Genomic DNA, 15474 nt, shown 5'->3' on the forward strand with positions numbered 1-15474 from the left:
CGCGCTCGATCAGAAATTGCGGCGCAGAATAACTCCCAAGTAGCGATCGGAATCGCGCGCGATCTGATACAGGTACGAACCGCCCGGCCCGCCGGCAGTGACGGTCGAGGCATAGTGGGCGTTGAGCAAGTTGGTGACGACGAGCCCGAGGCGATAGCGCTTGGCCAGATCAACCGCCGCCAAGGTGATATCGACTTGGGTGTGGGCCCTGAGCGTGAGGTTCTCGAATGCCACCATCTGGGCAGGGGTATTTCTCGGCGACAAGCTCGAAACCTGGCTGTCGGTGTAAGACACCAGCCCGCTGAATTCCAGCGCGAACGGCAGATTCCTGGGCAGCGCGGTATAGGTTGCCCCGAAATTCCCCTTGTTCTTCGGGGCAAAGGCCAGTGGCGTACCGGAGGTGATGGTGTTGGCTGCCTGCGCTGCCGGCGGCACGAGAAACTGGTCCACCTTGGCGTCGGTATAGCTGTACCCGCCGCTGATGGTCAGTTGGCGATTTGGCCGGTACAGCAGTCCGACCTCTGCTCCGCGCGTCGAGACATCGCCGGCATTGATGATCGTGGAGATAACCGCACCATTGAATAGGGTCGGGTAATTTGCCTGGTAGTTTTTGACCTTGGTGTAAAATCCATCGACATAAAAGATGAGTCGCCCGTTATTGAAGTTGCTCTTCAGCCCCAGCTCGTACGCCTTTGAGGTTTCTGGCGCGATCGGCGCGGTATTGCCGGCGCTCATGTTGAAAAAGGTATTGAACGCGGGGCCCTTGTAGCCAAGCCCGAAACTTCCGTAGAGCATATTGCCAGGCGTCACGTAATATTGCAGCGCCGCCTTGCCCGAGAGATTCTTGGCACTGGTCTTGCCAGTCCACGGCGTGCCGTTGAACACCCCACCGGTGGCGACATTGGCATCGAAATTGCTGCCGATCCCGGCCGGGACGCCGACACCAGGAAATGTATTGCCGCTATAGTTGTTGGTACGCGTATGATAGGCTTCGACCTTGTCGTACGTGTAGCGCAGGCCCGTGACAGCGTGAAACCGCGGGGTGAAATGCCAGTTCGCCTGCCCGTATCCGGCTGCGTTGTAGAACTTCGAGCCGAATGCAGCGACCCCGACAGGGTTGAGGATCGTCGACTGATCGGTCGGACACGGGGTGAGGCCGTTCGCCTGCTTCAGGGCCGTCGTAGCGGTGCAATACGTGTTGGAGCGCGTGTAGGTGCGGTCTGCCAACGCCTGGTAATAGAATGCGCCGACCACGTAATCGACGAAGCCACCAGTGGGCGAGGTGAGGCGCAGTTCCTGCGTGAACGTCTTCGAGCGTTGCGGACCCAGATCGCGGATCAGCGGCACGTTGAGGTAAAGCTGGTCGACCCAATCGCCGTTGCGGACTTCCGTGTTGTTCCACTGGCGCGCCGACGTGATCGACGTCAGGGTATGCGCGCCAACGGTCAGATCGGCCTGCAGAGAGGCGCCATAGGTCACCTCCATGGTCCGGTTGGGCGTCATCTGAACGCTTTGCCGGGTAGCGCCGCCGAGTGCAGGGGCTAGAATGCTTTGCAGCGCCGCCTGGGAGTCCGATGGGGTGGGGTTGAGCGCGCCGATGACGAACCCGCAGCAATCGTCGTCGGCCCGGCGATAGTCGGCGATCAGCTTGACGTGCAGCTTCTCCGTGACATCGCCGATCACCATCGCACGCGCGCCATAATGGGCGTAGCCATTGATCTTTCCGCCGAGGGTCTTGTCCGAGATATTGCCTTTATAGTCGCTGTAGAACCCGCTGACACCGGCGCGCCAAGTGTCGCCGATCGGGCCACCGATGCTGGCCTTTGTCTTATATTCTCCGCCCTCGAATGCGCCTACCTCGCCATAGCCACCAAACGTCTTGCCGGGCTCCCTGGTGACGATGTTGAGCGCTCCAGCAGACGCATTCTTGCCGAACAGCGTACCCTGTGGCCCACGCAGGACCTCGATCCGGTCCAAGTCATACAGATCGCCGAAGCTTTCACCGGCACGCGCAAGTACGACGCCGTCGACCACGGTGGTCACACTCGGTTCGACGGCAATCGAACCGCTGGCCGTACCAAGCCCGCGCAGAAACAATGCGGAATTGAGGCTGGTAGCACTCTTGACGTACGTCAACGCCGCGATGAGCTTTTGTGTATCCTGGATGGTGTTGGTTGACAGTCGTGTCATCGCATCACTGTGGACGACGGTGATCGCGACCGGCACCTTTTCCAGCGGCTCGGACCGTTTTTGCGCGGCGACCATCAGTCCCCCAGGTCCGTCATCCACAACCCCAGGCTCGGTTGCAGCAAGCTTGACCGGAGCTGCAAAGATTTTCGAGGCCTGCGCTTCGGCATGCGCCTGTACACTTGCAAAGCCGGAAGCCACGATCGCAAGATGGCAGACCGAATTAAAGAATCGCGTCATGAAAATACCCTGATTTACCCGCACGAGTTTCACCACCCGCACTGTGCATATCCTTATTCTAGGAGGGTCATCCGCCAGTGCGTTGTGGTGGCGGGATATATTTGTGGTTTCCCCATCTCGCGGGTGACGTGACCCCGCTTCTTATCCATTCGGAGCGGGAGTCCGACCCCGCAGCAGGTGCGGACAGATGAAGCGGAAGCCGTTTTCGGAAGCGCGGATCGGCATCCCGGAGAACGCCGAAGCGAGCGTGACCTATGACGCGTGGACCGCCAGACTTTTTGCTCTGGAGGTGTCCGATGCGGCGCGGCGCCGGGCCATCGAGAACTCGAGGAGCAACCGACGGGGTTAAACCCGCTCGTCGCGTCACCGACGGTCCTGCGCGACACCAATGGTCGGTCGCTGGCTACTGCTGGAGGAAAGGCGGGCATCCTGCCGGTTGCGCACGCTCGCTGGTGCGGCCCGGCGAGCACACGATGCACCGCCTAGAGAAAAATCGCGAAAAAGCCGCGCAAAAAAGCCGCGAGCGAGCCGTGCGCTCTACAATGCAAAGACGAGCACTCCCAGGCGTGCCGGACGTCTTCGAACATTGTTGAGCCACATCAAAAACGCGTCCGAATCTGCCGTCAAATGCGGGTTCAGCGGGCGCTTGCCCTTCGAATGGATATTACGTTGAAGCACAATCGCCTGCTGTTCACCGTCGCGCCGCTGGCGCTGATGCTTCCTGCTGTTGCCTATGCGGCGCCGTTGCCCGCGAATGCCAAAGCTTCGTCAGCCGCCGAGACGGCGGTCGCCGAAGCTTCGCTGGACAAGGCCGCCGACAAGGAAGTCTTCTCCACTGGCGTGGCCAAGGGCCGCGACCGCCTCGACAGCGCAACGTCGACAAGCGCACTGCGCGCAGACGACATCCAAAAGCTGGGCGCGCGCTCGCTCGCTGAGATCCTGCGCAACATTCCCGGCATCCGCACCGAAGCATCGACCGGCGAGGGCAATTCCAACTACACGATCCGCGGCTTGCCGCTGGCGTCTGGCGGCTCGAAGTATTTGCAGCTCGAGGAAGACGGCCTGCCGGTCCTCGAGTTCGGCGACGTCTTCAACGTGTCTTCGGACATCTTCATCCGTGCCGACTTCAATCTCGCGGCGGTCGAGGCGATCCGCGGCGGCTCCGCATCAACCTTCGCATCAAACTCGCCCGGCGGCGTCATCAATCTGATCTCCAAGACGGGCGAGGTCGAAGGCGGCGCGGTTCAGTTGAGCACGGGCCTGGATTACGGTGCGCATCGCGTCGATTTCGACTATGGCGCGAAGCTGACCGACACCGTGCGCTTCCACTTCGGTGGTTTCTACCGCGTCGGCGAAGGACCCCGTGCGATCGGGTTTGACGGCTACAAGGGCGGTCAGATCAAGTTCAACGTGACCAAGCAATTCGCAAACGGCTTCATCCGTCTCTACGGCAAGTATCTCGACGATCGCTCGCCACAGTATATGCCAGTGCCCATCAAGATCACCGGTACCAACGACAAGCCGAACTACGAGAACTTCGCCAATTTCGACGTGCGCAAGGATGCGACGTTGTCGCGGTACAATGCGAGCCTGATCTCGCTGGACGGCAATAACCAGCCGATCCACGATCCGGTGAGCAACGGCTTGCATGCCATGGCAAAGTCGATCGGCTTCGAAGCGCAGTTCGACGTGGCTGGCTGGTCGATCAGCAATCGACTCCGCTATTCGAACGTCTCGGGAAGCGCACTCCGCGTCCAGCCTGCAGCGGTCGGAACCGCCGCTGATATCGCAACGTCGATCGGCGGCGCCGGCTCGACGCTGAGCTACGCAACGGGTCCAAAGGCCGGCCAGATCATCACGAACCCGGCGGCGCTCAACGGCAACGGCTTGCTGCAGCAGCTGTACATGCCGCAGATCGACGTCAATTCGCTCAACAACTTCACCAACGATTTCCGCGCGAACCGGAGCTGGAAGCTGGGCAAGGGTGATTTCACGGTGACGGGCGGCGTTTACAAGGCGTTGCAGACGATCAAGACCGACTGGCTCTACACCAACATCCTCCAGGAGGTTGTCGGCGGCGGCGATGCGGCGTTGATCAACGTCACCACCGCAGCGGGCGTGCCAGTCACCCAGGACGGCTTCGTATCCTATAACCTGAGCGCCGTGGGCGACACCTATCGCCGCAGCTTCGACGTCGATTATGACATCACCGCGCCGTATGGCTCGTTGAACTATCACATCGGCAAGCTCGCGATCGGCGGCAGCCTGCGCTACGATATGGGCAAGGTTCGCGGCAACATCTTCGGCTTTGGGCTTGGCGGTGGTCGCACCGGTCTCACGTCGTTCGACTTCAACGGCGACGGCAAGATTTCAGTCGCCGAAGGCAAGACCGGGTTCCTCCCGCTCACGCGGCCGGCCCCGGTCCATTACAACTATAATTATCTGAGCTATTCGACCGGTGTTAACTTCCGCGTCTCCGACCCGCTCGCCGTCTGGGCGCGCTACAGCCGCGGCGCGCGCGCCAATGCCGACAAGATCCTGTTCACCGCGGCAGTCAGCGCCGTCGACGGCAGCATGCCGAATTCGAGCGATGGCTACGACACCGTCAAGCAGAGCGAAATCGGCGTGAAGTTCCGCAAAGCGGGCCTGAACATCAACGTGACCGGCTTCCTTGCCGACACGACCGACCACAATGTCCAGGCGGGTACCGGCCTTCAGGTGCTCCGCGACTATCGCGCTTATGGTGTGGAAGCAGAAGCAAGCTTCCGTCGCGGGCCGTTCAGCATTGCAGCGGGCACGACCTACACGCATGCCCAGATCGTCAAGGATTATCTGGTGGCCACTGTGAACGGCAATATCCCCCGTCACCAGCCCAACTTCATCTTTCAGGCGACGCCTCAGTTCGAAACCAAGCGCTTTACGGTCGGCTTCAACCTGGTCGGGAATACCAAGAGCTTTACCCAGGATACCAATCAGCTCGTGATGCCCGCCTATACCGTGGTCAATACGTTCCTACAGGTGCGGCCGACCGAGCGTGTGCAGGTGATGGTGAACGTCAACAACATGTTCGACAAGATCGGCTTGATCGAAGTCACGCAGGGGTCGGTGCCCGTGAACGGCATCGGATCGGCTCGCTCGACCAATGGCCGGACCATTTCGGCCGCCCTTAGCATGGCCTTCTGATCTGCTGGCAACCGCGGCGCAGCGCGTCGCGGCTGCCCTGCTTGCACGACGGACGCCGGCGTCAACGGCGGCGGCGCTGTTTCCCGATCGGCTGGTCCACTTCCCACAGAAAGTCCTTAGATGTTCAAATCCATGAAGATCCCGAGAAAGCTGGCGCTCTCGTTTTTGATCGTCTGTATCTCGGCAGCAGCGATGATGGGGGTGTTCTTCACAAACATCACGGCAATCCGGAACGCGTCCGACGGCAACAATCTCAGCCAGAATATTCATGCCAAGACGTTGACGCTCGAAACTTCGGTGCTGCGCCAGAACAGCCAGTTGCGCGGTTTTCTCGTCACAGCCGATCCGACCTACCTCAAATCCTATACGGAAGGGCAGAGCGATTACGACGCTGCGTCGGGCGAGCTTGAAACGCTGCTGACCGAACCGGCGCTGCGTGCCGCGCTGCTCAAATCGCGCGCGGCGACGCTCGACTGGCGCAAGGCCTGGGGTGACCGTCTGATCGCGCTCGTCAAGGCAGGCCAGCGTGAGCGTGCCGAGGCTTACGTTCGTGCAGCGGGCAAAGCGGTGCTGACGACCGCCGCCGTTCTGCCGTTGCGCGATATTCGCGATGCGGAAGCCGCGCTGATCGAGAAGAATTCCGCCAGCCAGCAGAGCGCAATTTCGTCTGCCGTGACCGTGCTGGTGATTGGCGGAATCGCGTTGATCGCGATCGCCGTCGCGCTCGCTTTCGTGCTCAGCCGATTGATTGCGCAGCCGGTATCGCGGCTGACCAAGACGATGGCGGATCTCGCCGCGGGCAAGAACGATCTTGCGGTCCCCGATCTCGACCGGAGCGACGAATTGGGCGACATGGCGCGGGCCGTGCTCGTGTTTCGCGATGCAGCGGTCGCCAAGGAAGCCGCCGACCGGGACGCCGCGCGCGCCGAGGCGGAACAGCAGATGGTGGTCGACACCGTCTCTGCGCACTTGTCGGAGGTCGCAGAGGGTAATCTCACCGCCGAGATCACGCGCGACTTCCCGAGCACGTATGCTGCGGTGAAAACCAATTTCAACGCGGCGGTGATCGCGTTGCGCGAACTGATCTCCTCGGTGCGGGAATCGACCAGCTCAATCCGCACCGGGTCTGTCGAGATCGCGCAGGCATCGGAGGATCTTGCCCGCCGGACCGAAAGCAACGCTGCGAACCTCGAAGAAACGTCGGCTGCCGTCATCCAGATGGACGGCCGCCTGAAGAATACCGCCGAGGCCGCCAACCGCACCGCCGAACGCGCGAACGGCACGATGGCCAGCGTGGCCGACGGTCGCTCCACCGCCGATCACGCGGTGCAGGCGATGAGCCGGGTCTCCGAGAGCGCCAAGGGGATCGACAGCGTGATCGAGGGGCTCGACAAGATCGCGTTCCAGACGCGTGTGCTGGCGATGAACGCCGCGGTCGAGGCCGGGCGGGCGGGGGACGCTGGCCGCGGTTTCGCCGTCGTCGCCGATCTCGTCTCGGCCTTGGCGATGCGCGCCGAGGAGGAAGCCGGTCGCGCGCGCGATCAGTTGAGCGCCACCCAGACCGACATCGTCACCGCGGTCGAGGCCGTGCATAAAGTCGATGCCGCGCTGGCCGACATTACGACGGGCGTGAGCGACGTGAACCAGCTGCTCGGTGCAATCGCGACCGACAACCAGGCGCAGTCCAGTGCGATTACGCAAATCAGCGCGGCGATCTCGACGATGGACCACGCGACGCAGCAAAATGCGGCGATGGTCGAGGAGACATCGGCTGCGGCGCGCAACCTCGCCACCGAAGTCAATGGCCTGTCCGAGCACGCGGCGCGTTTCAATGTCGGCAGCAATGCGGCGAGCGCTGTCAAACACTCTAGTCGGGCGCGCTTCGACGGACCGCTGAAGCAGCTGCCGGCGGCGGCGGTGGCCAAGTTGGTCCGTCCCGCGGCCGGGGCGGACGATTGGCAGTCCTTCTGATCTCGGTCTCGCGTCACGCCTTCGCCCACCGTGGCGCCGCCAGGGAACCGATATGAACAGCAGTGCGTCATCGCCCGAACGCGGGCCGTTGTGGCGGTATGCCGAGGTTGCCCGCACCTTGGGGTCGCCGTTCGTGGCGGCGGTGCTCGAAGCCGGCGAGCGCCAGTTGGCCCGCGCACCGCGCACGGCGGCGCTGATCCGCCACTGGCCCGGCGACTGCGGTCGCGACGCGGTGGCGATGCGGTTCAACGCCGCGCTCCATGCGATCGCCCGGGCCGGCCGACAGCCGGCGCTCAGCGCGCTTTATACCCAGCAGCATGACGATTTTGACGGGTCTATCGGCGCTGCGATGGCGGCCTCGGACGATGTCATCGCGACGTCGATGCTGGACACGCCCCAGACCAACGAAGTCGGGCGATCCGCCGCGATCGCCGCGGCGCTCATGGTGGTGCGACAGCAATTCGGCCTGCCGTTCGAATTGCTCGAGATCGGCTCGAGTTGCGGCCTCAATCTCAACCTCGGCCATTATGCCTACCGGCTCGGGGGCATTTCGGCCGGAGCCGGCGGCTGCTCGGTCCAGATTGCGCCGACATGGTCGGGCGGGGACCCGCCTTGGGCGCCGATCGAAGTCGTCACGGCACGCGGTGTGGATCTCAATCCGCTCAAGACGAGCGATCCGGGCACGCGGGATCGGTTGCTGTCCTATGTGTGGGCCGACCAGCCGCATCGCGCGCAGCGGCTGAAATCCGCGCTGGCGCTGGCGCTGCGCCATCCGCCGCATATCGACCAAGCCAATGCCGTGCCCTGGCTGGCCGCGCGGCTGGAGGACGAGCACGCCGCCGGGCAGTGTCGTGTGATCTTTCATTCGATGGTGTTGCAATATCTTACCGAACGGGACCGACATCTCGTCACGAGCACGATCAGCCAGGCCGGTGCGCGGGCCAGCGTCGACAGGCCTTTGGCGTGGATCAGTTTTGAATGGGCGCCGCTGCGCGACGAAGTGCACCTGTGCCTGACGTGCTGGCCGGGTGGTCAGACGCGCCTGTTGGCGACGTGTCATGCTTATGGCGAGTGGATCGACTGGCGGACGTGAAGCGCCAGCTCGTGTGCCCTCGAGGGGCAGATCAAATCGAGTATCGCTCCCGAATATATTTTATACCGACAGTAATTCTACAATATTCAGGAAAAGTAAATTTTATGGTTAATTAATTCATCAGATTGGGAGGAATTATATGAGTCGGTTGTTCGTGGGCAGTGCGATATGCGACATCAGTGCGCAGGGAAATGTTACGCTTCCGGTATCATTCTGCATCACCATAACGTCCCGCAAAGCGAACGATGCTCTCTTCGTCTGCCTGCACGCGACAGCGGATCATCTCGTCGTCGATGATGAAAGCGGCATCGAGGGGCGCGTGGGACGTTTCCAGCGCCGCCGCATTGCCGAGGGCGGGATCTCTCAGACGGACCAGCTCGCCGATTTGCGGCGCGATCTCGGGTTCGCTGCACCCGCGTGGCTCAACGGTAAGGGGCAGATCGCCATCGCGCCGTGGCTGAATCCGCGCCACAAAGAAGCGCATCGCGCGCTTGTCGTGGGCATGGGCGACAGTTTCGAAATCTGGGATCTGGAACAGATCCTGTCGGGCCAACACGACGAGTTGCGCCTGCTCGCCACGCTTCATCTCGACCTGGCTGCTGCCAGCAATCCCAAAGGAAACGGCCATGAAATTTCTTTGCGCTCTGTCGGGCCACGTCGTCGCAAGCACATCGCTCGAGAACCAGGGCTTCCGGTTTACGCGATGCAGCCGATGCTGCCGCGACATGATTCGATCATCGACGGCGCCTGACGCACAGTGGAAGTGCGTTCCCGACGGCTTTCAAGTCGCGTGGCGCAATGTCGATCTGGCGGTATTCCAGCATCGCTCGCGCATCTCGGCCGCGCTGGATCGGGTGCGGCAAACCACCACCGGCGTGGCAGACGCCGCAAGTGTCGGCTGCGTGGTCGTCTGCTGGCGCGCGCTCCATCTGCTGCAGCGCGGTCGATCGGGGATGCGACAGCGCTCCGACACCGTGCTTGCGGCAACCCGGCGCGTCATACGCCTTGGTCCGCTGAAGCCATCCAAGCGAAGCTGGCAGGTGACGGTACGGATCACGGTCGCCCAAGATACGGTATCCGCCCCGCAAGCTTTGGCGGCGTAACCGGAAGCGGGTTCCGGTGTCGACGTGAACCGCGCCCCATTTCGCGCAGGTGCTGGGGTGTGCGTTTTGCCGCCCCAGCGTTGGTGCCGGCTGTCGCATAAGAGTGCTCGTCGGCGTCGGCGGGCGGGATATCGCCGGCGGCTCCAGCAGCCAATGATGGGCGGACCAGTCGACCGGTACGAGCGTCGCATATTCGATCGCTTCGAAGAATCGTCGACGTTTGGTTTCAGAAATGGCGAATCAGGCGATCACCAACGGGTGGGGAGCGTTGCGCATCGTCGCAAAAAGCGTCGCCAGACCTGCTCGATCGAGGGGGCGGCTGATGATGTAGCCCTGGATCGTGTCGCAGCCAGCCGCAACCGAGAAATCAAACTGTTCTGCCGTCTCGACCCCTTCGACCGTCGTCGACATGCCGAGGCACTTGGCCATCGTGATGATCGCCCGAACGATCGCCGCGCTCTCCGCGTCATACGGCAATTGGCGCACGAAAGACTGGTCGATCTTGATCCGGTCGAAGGGGAATTTCCGCAGATAGCTCAGCGACGAATACCCGGTCCCAAAATCATCGATGGAGACGTGCACGCCGAGGGCTCTGAGCTCGTTCAACGTCTCGAGCGTCCCGTCTTCTTCGGACAGCAAGACGCTCTCGGTAATCTCCAGCTCGAGGCGTTCAGGCGAGAGCCCGGCGGAATGCAGCGCTGCGACGACCAAGGGAACAAGCGAGCGCTCGCGAAATTGGGCAGGTGACAGATTGACCGCGACGCCGATCTCATCCGGCCATGTCGCGGCCTCCGCACACGCCGTGTTCAAGACCCAATTCCCCAGCGGCACGATGAGACCTGTCTCCTCGGCGATGCCGATGAAGTCGAACGGGAGCACCAGGCCACGGTCCGGGTGGTTCCAGCGCACGAGCGCCTCGACCGACCGAATGCGGCCGCTCGTGGCGTCCGCCAACGGCTGGTAATGCAGTTCGAGCTGCCGTTCATTTAGCGCGCGCCGCAACCCGGTCTCGATCGCGCGACGCTCCCGCATCTTCGCGTCGAGCGAGACATCGTAACGGTGGACGGTACCCCTGCCGTCTGCCTTGGCGGCGTGCAGGGCGAGATCTGCGTTGTGCATCAACTCCGCGGGATCGTCGCCGTCGTCCGGGGCGATCGCGATCCCGATACTGGCGCCGAGATGAAGTGGTTGCCCATCGAGCAGGAAGGGGTTTGCCGCGACGATCTTGACGATGCGCGCGGCCAACGCGGCTGCTGCATTGGCCTCCTCGGCGTTGATCTGCAAAATCGCGAATTCGTCGCCCCCCAGGCGAGCCAGCACATCGTCCGCGCGCAGGGTCGATTGCAGGCGGTCGGCGACCATCCGCAGCACGATGTCGCCCGCGGCGTGGCCCAGCGCATCATTGACTGCTTTGAAGCGATCAAGATTGAGCATCAGCACGGCTCCGCCCTGATCGCGCTCGCGCCGCGACGCTGTGTGGACGGCGAGAAGATCGAAAAACCGGGTACGGTTGGCAAGGCCGGTCAAGGGATCGCTAAACGCGAGCAGCTGCAGCTTGGCTTCGGTCTTCAGGCGCTCGCGTTGATCCCGGACCGCGATCACGGTCTGGATCTTGTGTCCGACGGCTACCACACGCCGCAGGACGCGGACCGGGATTTCCAGTCCGTCGACGCCGATAAGGTTCAGCTCCCGCTCCTCGCGCTCCGGCAGGCTGGAGACATCGAGGCCGGGCAGCAGCGAACTGACGAAGCTACCAGTCAAGGTACCCGGTACGTGGCCGGACAGCGCCTCATGTTCAGGCCAATGCCGATGCCGCGGCGCGCCGCCTGATCGCCCGGCTGGACGATGGCGCTTTCACCTATGCGATGGACGACGGTGCGGTCGTCAGGGTCGCCATCTGGATCGATCGCGCAAGCAGGACCATGACGATCGACTTCGCCGGAACCAGCGAGCAGCGGCCGAACAACTTTAACGCGCCGGTCTCTATCGTTCGCGCCGCTGTGCTATACGTCCTGCGCGTGCTGATCGACACCGAGGTGCCGCTCAACGATGGCTGCCTGCGCGGCGTGACGATCCGCGTGCCGGAAGGGTCGATGCTCAATCCGCGCTTCCCGGCGGCTGTGGTGGCAGGCAATGTCGAGACCAGCCAGGTCGTCACCGACGCGCTATTCGGGGCGCTGGGGGCAATGGCGGCGAGCCAGGGGACGATGAACAACTTCACCTTTGGCGACGCCACCTACCAATACTACGAGACGATCGCCGGAGGATCGGGGGCCGGCCCGGGCTATGACGGCACGGCGGTGATCCAGACGCACATGACCAACAGCCGCCTGACCGACCCCGAAATCTTCGAGACGCGCTTTCCGGTGCTGCTCGAAGCGTTCGCGATCCGCCCGGGTTCGGGCGGTGCAGGGGCGCATAAAGGCGGTGACGGGGGGCTGCGGCGCGTTCGGTTCCTGTCCGATATGACCGCCTGCATCCTCGCCAATCGCCGCCGCGTGCCGCCGTTCGGACTGCATGGCGGGTCGGCGGGCGCCGTGGGCACTGCGCGCGTCGAGCGCAGCGACGGATCGATCGATCGCCTCGGATCGACGGCAAAGGTGGACATGCGGGCGGGAGACGTGTTCGTCATCGAAACGCCTGGCGGCGGCGGATTCGGAGGCGATTGAATGCTTGTTCTGGCCGGGATCGCGGTGATCGTCGCGGGCTTCCTGTTGCGCTTCAACCCGTTGCTGGTCGTGGCGGTCTCGGCACTGGTCACCGGCCTTGCCGCGGGAATCGCTCCGCTCGCGATCCTCGCTGCGTTCGGCAAGGCGTTCAACGCCAACCGCTTCGTCAGCGCGATTTATATCGTCTTGCCCGTCATCGGCCTGCTCGAACGCCATGGCCTGCAGGAGCGCGCGCGCGGCGTGATCGCGGCATTGCGGGGCGCGACGGTCGGGCGGTTGCTGATCGGCTATCTCGTGTTCCGGCAGATCACGTCCGCGCTTGGCCTGACCTCGATCGCCGGACCGGCGCAGAGCGTACGCCCGCTGGTCGCGCCGATGGCCGAGGCGGCGGCGGAGCGGCAAGGCGTCGCGCCGGGCGGCGACGCGATCCCCGCGCTGGCCGCCGCGACCGACAATATCGGACTGTTCTTCGGCGAGGATATCTTCATTGCAATTGGATCGATCTTGCTGATGAAGGGAGTGCTGGAGGGCTATGGCATCGTCATCCAGCCGCTGCATCTGTCGCTCTGGGCGATCCCGACGGCGGTCGCGGCGCTGATGATCCATGGGGGCCGCCTGTGGTGGCTCGACCGCCGCCTGGCGCGTGGCACATGATCGGCACGAATTTCATCTACACCGTTGCCGGGCTGATGTTCGCGATGTTCGCATGGCTGAGCGCGACCGATCGCAGCAATCCGAAGCGGTTCGGCAGCGCCTGTTTCTACGCCTTGCTTGCGGTCAGCTTCACAATCGGTGACCGGATCGGCGATATCGGGAATGGTGTCCTCGTCCTTGGCCTCGTCGCAATCGCGGGCACTGGAGCGATGGGACGCGGCGCGCGCGGCACCACCGGCGCGGTCGAGCGACAGGCGGACGCGACCACGCGCGGCAATCGGCTGTTCCTGCCCGCTCTGGTCATTCCCGCGACGGCTATGCTGGGCACCCTTGCCTTCAAGGCCATGCCCGCGCTGGTCGATCCCAAGCAAATCACGCTGGTGGCCCTCACGTGCGGCGTCCTGCTCGCGCTGGCGATCGGGTACGCCTGGTTCCGGCCGAGCCCCGCCACGCCGTTTGCCGAGGGGCTGCGGCTGATGGATGGTGTCGGCTGGGCGGCGGTGCTGCCGCAAATGCTGGCGAGCCTCGGCGCGGTGTTCGCGCTCGCCGGTGTTGGGCACGTCGTCGGCGGTATTGCCGGCGCCGCGATCCCCGAGGGCAGCTTGATCGGCGCGGTGCTCGTCTACGCGCTTGGCATGGCGGCCTTCACGATGGTGATGGGCAATGCCTTCGCGGCCTTTCCGGTGATGTTCGCGGCGGTCGCGATGCCGCTGCTGATCGGCCGCCATCACGGCGACCCGGCAGTCATCGCCGCAATCGGCATGCTCGCCGGGTTTTGCGGCACGCTGATGACGCCGATGGCGGCGAACTTCAATCTTGTGCCCGCCGCCCTGCTCGACCTGAAAGACAAGGGCGCGGTGATCCGCGCGCAGGTGCCGACCGCGCTGCCGCTCTTGGTAGTCAATATCGCATTGCTCTACTGGCTGGGATTTCGCTGATGCTCGATGCTGCCACCGCCGAGCGGTTCGCCACGCTGACGCTTGGCCATTTGACGCGCGAATGGCCTTACAAGCTCGATCAGGTCCTCAACGGCCCGGCCGATCTCGCGCTCCCCGCGACGCTGCACCCGATCTTCCATGGGAGCTTCGATTGGCACAGTTGCGTCCATGGCTGGTGGCAAGTGATGCGGCTCGCCCGCCTGTTCCCTACGATGGACCAGGCAGCCGCGATCGAAGCGTTGGCGGATCGGATGCTGGTGCCGCACCGCGTGGCGGGCGAGGTCGCCTATCTCGATCGACCGATGACCGGCGGGTTCGAACGCCCGTACGGCTGGGGCTGGCTGCTGGCGTTGCATGACGAGCTCGCGTTGCGCCCCGATCGGCCATGGGCCGCGGCGCTGGAGCCGCTTGCGCGGGCCTTCGCCGCGCGCTTTGCCGCCTATTTGCCCAAGCTCTTGTATCCCGTGCGTAGCGGCAAGCATGACAGTACGGCCTTCGCGCTGATTCACGCGTTGCGGTGGGCGCGAACGCATGACGCGGCCCTTGTCGGGGTGATCGAGGCGCGATCAAGACTTTGGTTCGGTGCGGACCGCGCGGCGCACCCATGGGAGCCGAGCGGCGAGGACTTCCTGTCCGCGACTTTGTGTGAAGCGGTCTTGATGCAGGACGTGCTCGGCGCGGATTTTCTGGCGTGGCTCGGCGCCTTCCTGCCGCATCCCTACGGCGCACCGACCGCTTGCTTGCGCACGCCGGCCGTCGTCACCGATCGCAGCGACGGTCGCCTCGCCCATCTCGACGGCCTGAACCTCGCGCGGGCTTGGTGCTGGCAGCGCCTCGCCGACGATCTGCCCGAGCCAACGTCGGCCCGCGTGATCGCCCACGCACACCTCCAAGCCGCGCTGCCCCATCTCGCGGACGATTATATGGGTGAGCATTGGCTAGCGACGTTCGCGCTTCTTGCGATGACGGACTGACGCAACGGTTTGATCGACGACGCGATGCGCAAACCGGTAAAACGGAACGGCGGTAAAACCCGCTGCTTGCGCTGCTTGGGAGAGGATTGCCGGAGATCAGCTTTATCCAGCCGAAAATGTAGCGCAATCGTGCTAAACTAATATGCGCTGGGTGACCGACTATCTTGTGGTCCGACGCCCCTAGTATATCGCTCCAAACTCCCGATCTGAACGAACGGCCGGTTTTGGGGAGCGCTGACGCGGCGCGGGACGTCCGCCATTGGGTCCGATTGGTCTTCAGCCACCGCAATCGCAACCGACTGACCTGCACACCTAAATGTTACCCGTGGCGTTACCCCGCGAGGTAAAACAACTCCACCCGATCACTCTAACGTTATGAAGGTATGGTGGACGCACTTGGGCTCGAACCAAGGACCCGCTGATTAAGAGTCAGCTGCTCTACCAACTGAGCTATGCGTCCAT

Annotated in this window: 11 protein-coding genes, 1 tRNA gene and 1 pseudogene; 10 read left to right on the plus strand and 3 right to left on the minus strand. The window is 63.4% G+C overall.

Annotated elements, in window-relative coordinates; genetic code table 11:
• Positions 1-9: 9 nt before the first annotated feature.
• Positions 10-2469 carry a TonB-dependent receptor gene (locus tag E2E30_RS05575; protein WP_133187998.1) on the minus strand — a complete coding sequence of 820 codons (2460 nt, stop codon included), beginning with the start codon at positions 2467-2469 and terminating at the stop codon, positions 10-12.
• Positions 2470-2614: 145 nt separating this feature from the next.
• On the opposite strand from E2E30_RS05575, the gene E2E30_RS20710 reads away from it, so the two are divergent.
• From E2E30_RS20710 to E2E30_RS05600, 6 genes are all read left to right on the plus strand, one after another.
• Positions 2615-2776: a hypothetical protein gene (locus E2E30_RS20710; protein WP_165954467.1), complete on the plus strand. Its 162-nt coding sequence runs from the start codon at positions 2615-2617 to the stop codon at positions 2774-2776.
• A 320-nt stretch (positions 2777-3096) separates the two neighbouring features.
• Complete coding sequence (locus E2E30_RS05580; RefSeq protein ID WP_335925465.1) at positions 3097-5610, plus strand: TonB-dependent receptor domain-containing protein; 2514 nt, start codon at positions 3097-3099, stop codon at positions 5608-5610.
• A gap of 120 nt (positions 5611-5730) precedes the next feature.
• Positions 5731-7581: a methyl-accepting chemotaxis protein gene (locus E2E30_RS05585; RefSeq protein ID WP_133188000.1), complete on the plus strand. Its 1851-nt coding sequence runs from the start codon at positions 5731-5733 to the stop codon at positions 7579-7581.
• Positions 7582-7633: 52 nt separating this feature from the next.
• The gene (locus tag E2E30_RS05590) at positions 7634-8674 is read left to right on the plus strand and encodes a DUF2332 domain-containing protein (protein WP_133188002.1); all 1041 of its coding nucleotides are present in this window, start codon (positions 7634-7636) and stop codon (positions 8672-8674) included.
• Between the two features lie 139 nt (positions 8675-8813).
• Positions 8814-9425 carry a hypothetical protein gene (locus tag E2E30_RS05595; protein ID WP_133188004.1) on the plus strand — a complete coding sequence of 204 codons (612 nt, stop codon included), beginning with the start codon at positions 8814-8816 and terminating at the stop codon, positions 9423-9425.
• Complete coding sequence (locus tag E2E30_RS05600; RefSeq protein ID WP_133188006.1) at positions 9400-9777, plus strand: hypothetical protein; 378 nt, start codon at positions 9400-9402, stop codon at positions 9775-9777. Before E2E30_RS05595 ends, E2E30_RS05600 begins: the two co-directional genes overlap by 26 nt.
• A 240-nt stretch (positions 9778-10017) precedes the next feature.
• Here the strand turns inward: E2E30_RS05600 and E2E30_RS05605 are convergent, their stop codons facing one another.
• Positions 10018-11538 (minus strand): putative bifunctional diguanylate cyclase/phosphodiesterase, encoded by a 1521-nt coding sequence (locus E2E30_RS05605; RefSeq protein ID WP_240699049.1) that lies wholly within the window; start codon positions 11536-11538, stop codon positions 10018-10020.
• Between the two features lie 29 nt (positions 11539-11567).
• Here E2E30_RS05605 and E2E30_RS05610 point away from each other — a divergent pair.
• The 4 genes and pseudogenes from E2E30_RS05610 to E2E30_RS05625 form a co-directional block, all read left to right on the plus strand.
• Positions 11568-12446, plus strand: a pseudogene (locus E2E30_RS05610) (hydantoinase B/oxoprolinase family protein); the annotation flags it as partial.
• Entirely contained in the window at positions 12447-13100 is a 654-nt protein-coding gene (locus E2E30_RS05615; RefSeq protein ID WP_133188008.1) for a DUF969 domain-containing protein, read from the plus strand.
• The gene (locus E2E30_RS05620; RefSeq protein ID WP_133188010.1) at positions 13097-14038 is read left to right on the plus strand and encodes a DUF979 domain-containing protein; all 942 of its coding nucleotides are present in this window, start codon (positions 13097-13099) and stop codon (positions 14036-14038) included. The genes E2E30_RS05615 and E2E30_RS05620 overlap by 4 nt, the downstream gene beginning before the upstream one ends.
• The gene (locus E2E30_RS05625; RefSeq protein ID WP_133188012.1) at positions 14038-15012 is read left to right on the plus strand and encodes a DUF2891 domain-containing protein; all 975 of its coding nucleotides are present in this window, start codon (positions 14038-14040) and stop codon (positions 15010-15012) included. The genes E2E30_RS05620 and E2E30_RS05625 overlap by 1 nt, the downstream gene beginning before the upstream one ends.
• 384 nt (positions 15013-15396) lie before the next feature.
• Here E2E30_RS05625 and E2E30_RS05630 read toward each other — a convergent pair.
• Positions 15397-15472, minus strand: a tRNA-Lys gene (locus E2E30_RS05630).
• Between the last annotated feature and the right edge of the window lie 2 nt (positions 15473-15474).

It is taken from the genome of Sphingomonas sp. AAP5 (genome assembly GCF_004354345.1).
Taxonomy (GTDB): domain Bacteria; phylum Pseudomonadota; class Alphaproteobacteria; order Sphingomonadales; family Sphingomonadaceae; genus Sphingomonas; species Sphingomonas glacialis.

What these genes read in the sequence shown, in the direction of transcription:
- E2E30_RS05600 (WP_133188006.1), top strand. Translation starts at nt 9,400, where the DNA reads ATGATTCGATCATCGACGGCGCCTGACGCACAGTGGAAGTGCGTTCCC.
- E2E30_RS05590 (WP_133188002.1), top strand. Translation starts at nt 7,634, where the DNA reads ATGAACAGCAGTGCGTCATCGCCCGAACGCGGGCCGTTGTGGCGGTAT.
- E2E30_RS05620 (WP_133188010.1), top strand. Translation starts at nt 13,097, where the DNA reads ATGATCGGCACGAATTTCATCTACACCGTTGCCGGGCTGATGTTCGCG.
- E2E30_RS05615 (WP_133188008.1), top strand. Translation starts at nt 12,447, where the DNA reads ATGCTTGTTCTGGCCGGGATCGCGGTGATCGTCGCGGGCTTCCTGTTG.
- E2E30_RS05595 (WP_133188004.1), top strand. Translation starts at nt 8,814, where the DNA reads ATGAGTCGGTTGTTCGTGGGCAGTGCGATATGCGACATCAGTGCGCAG.
- E2E30_RS05585 (WP_133188000.1), top strand. Translation starts at nt 5,731, where the DNA reads ATGTTCAAATCCATGAAGATCCCGAGAAAGCTGGCGCTCTCGTTTTTG.
- E2E30_RS05625 (WP_133188012.1), top strand. Translation starts at nt 14,038, where the DNA reads ATGCTCGATGCTGCCACCGCCGAGCGGTTCGCCACGCTGACGCTTGGC.
- E2E30_RS20710 (WP_165954467.1), top strand. Translation starts at nt 2,615, where the DNA reads ATGAAGCGGAAGCCGTTTTCGGAAGCGCGGATCGGCATCCCGGAGAAC.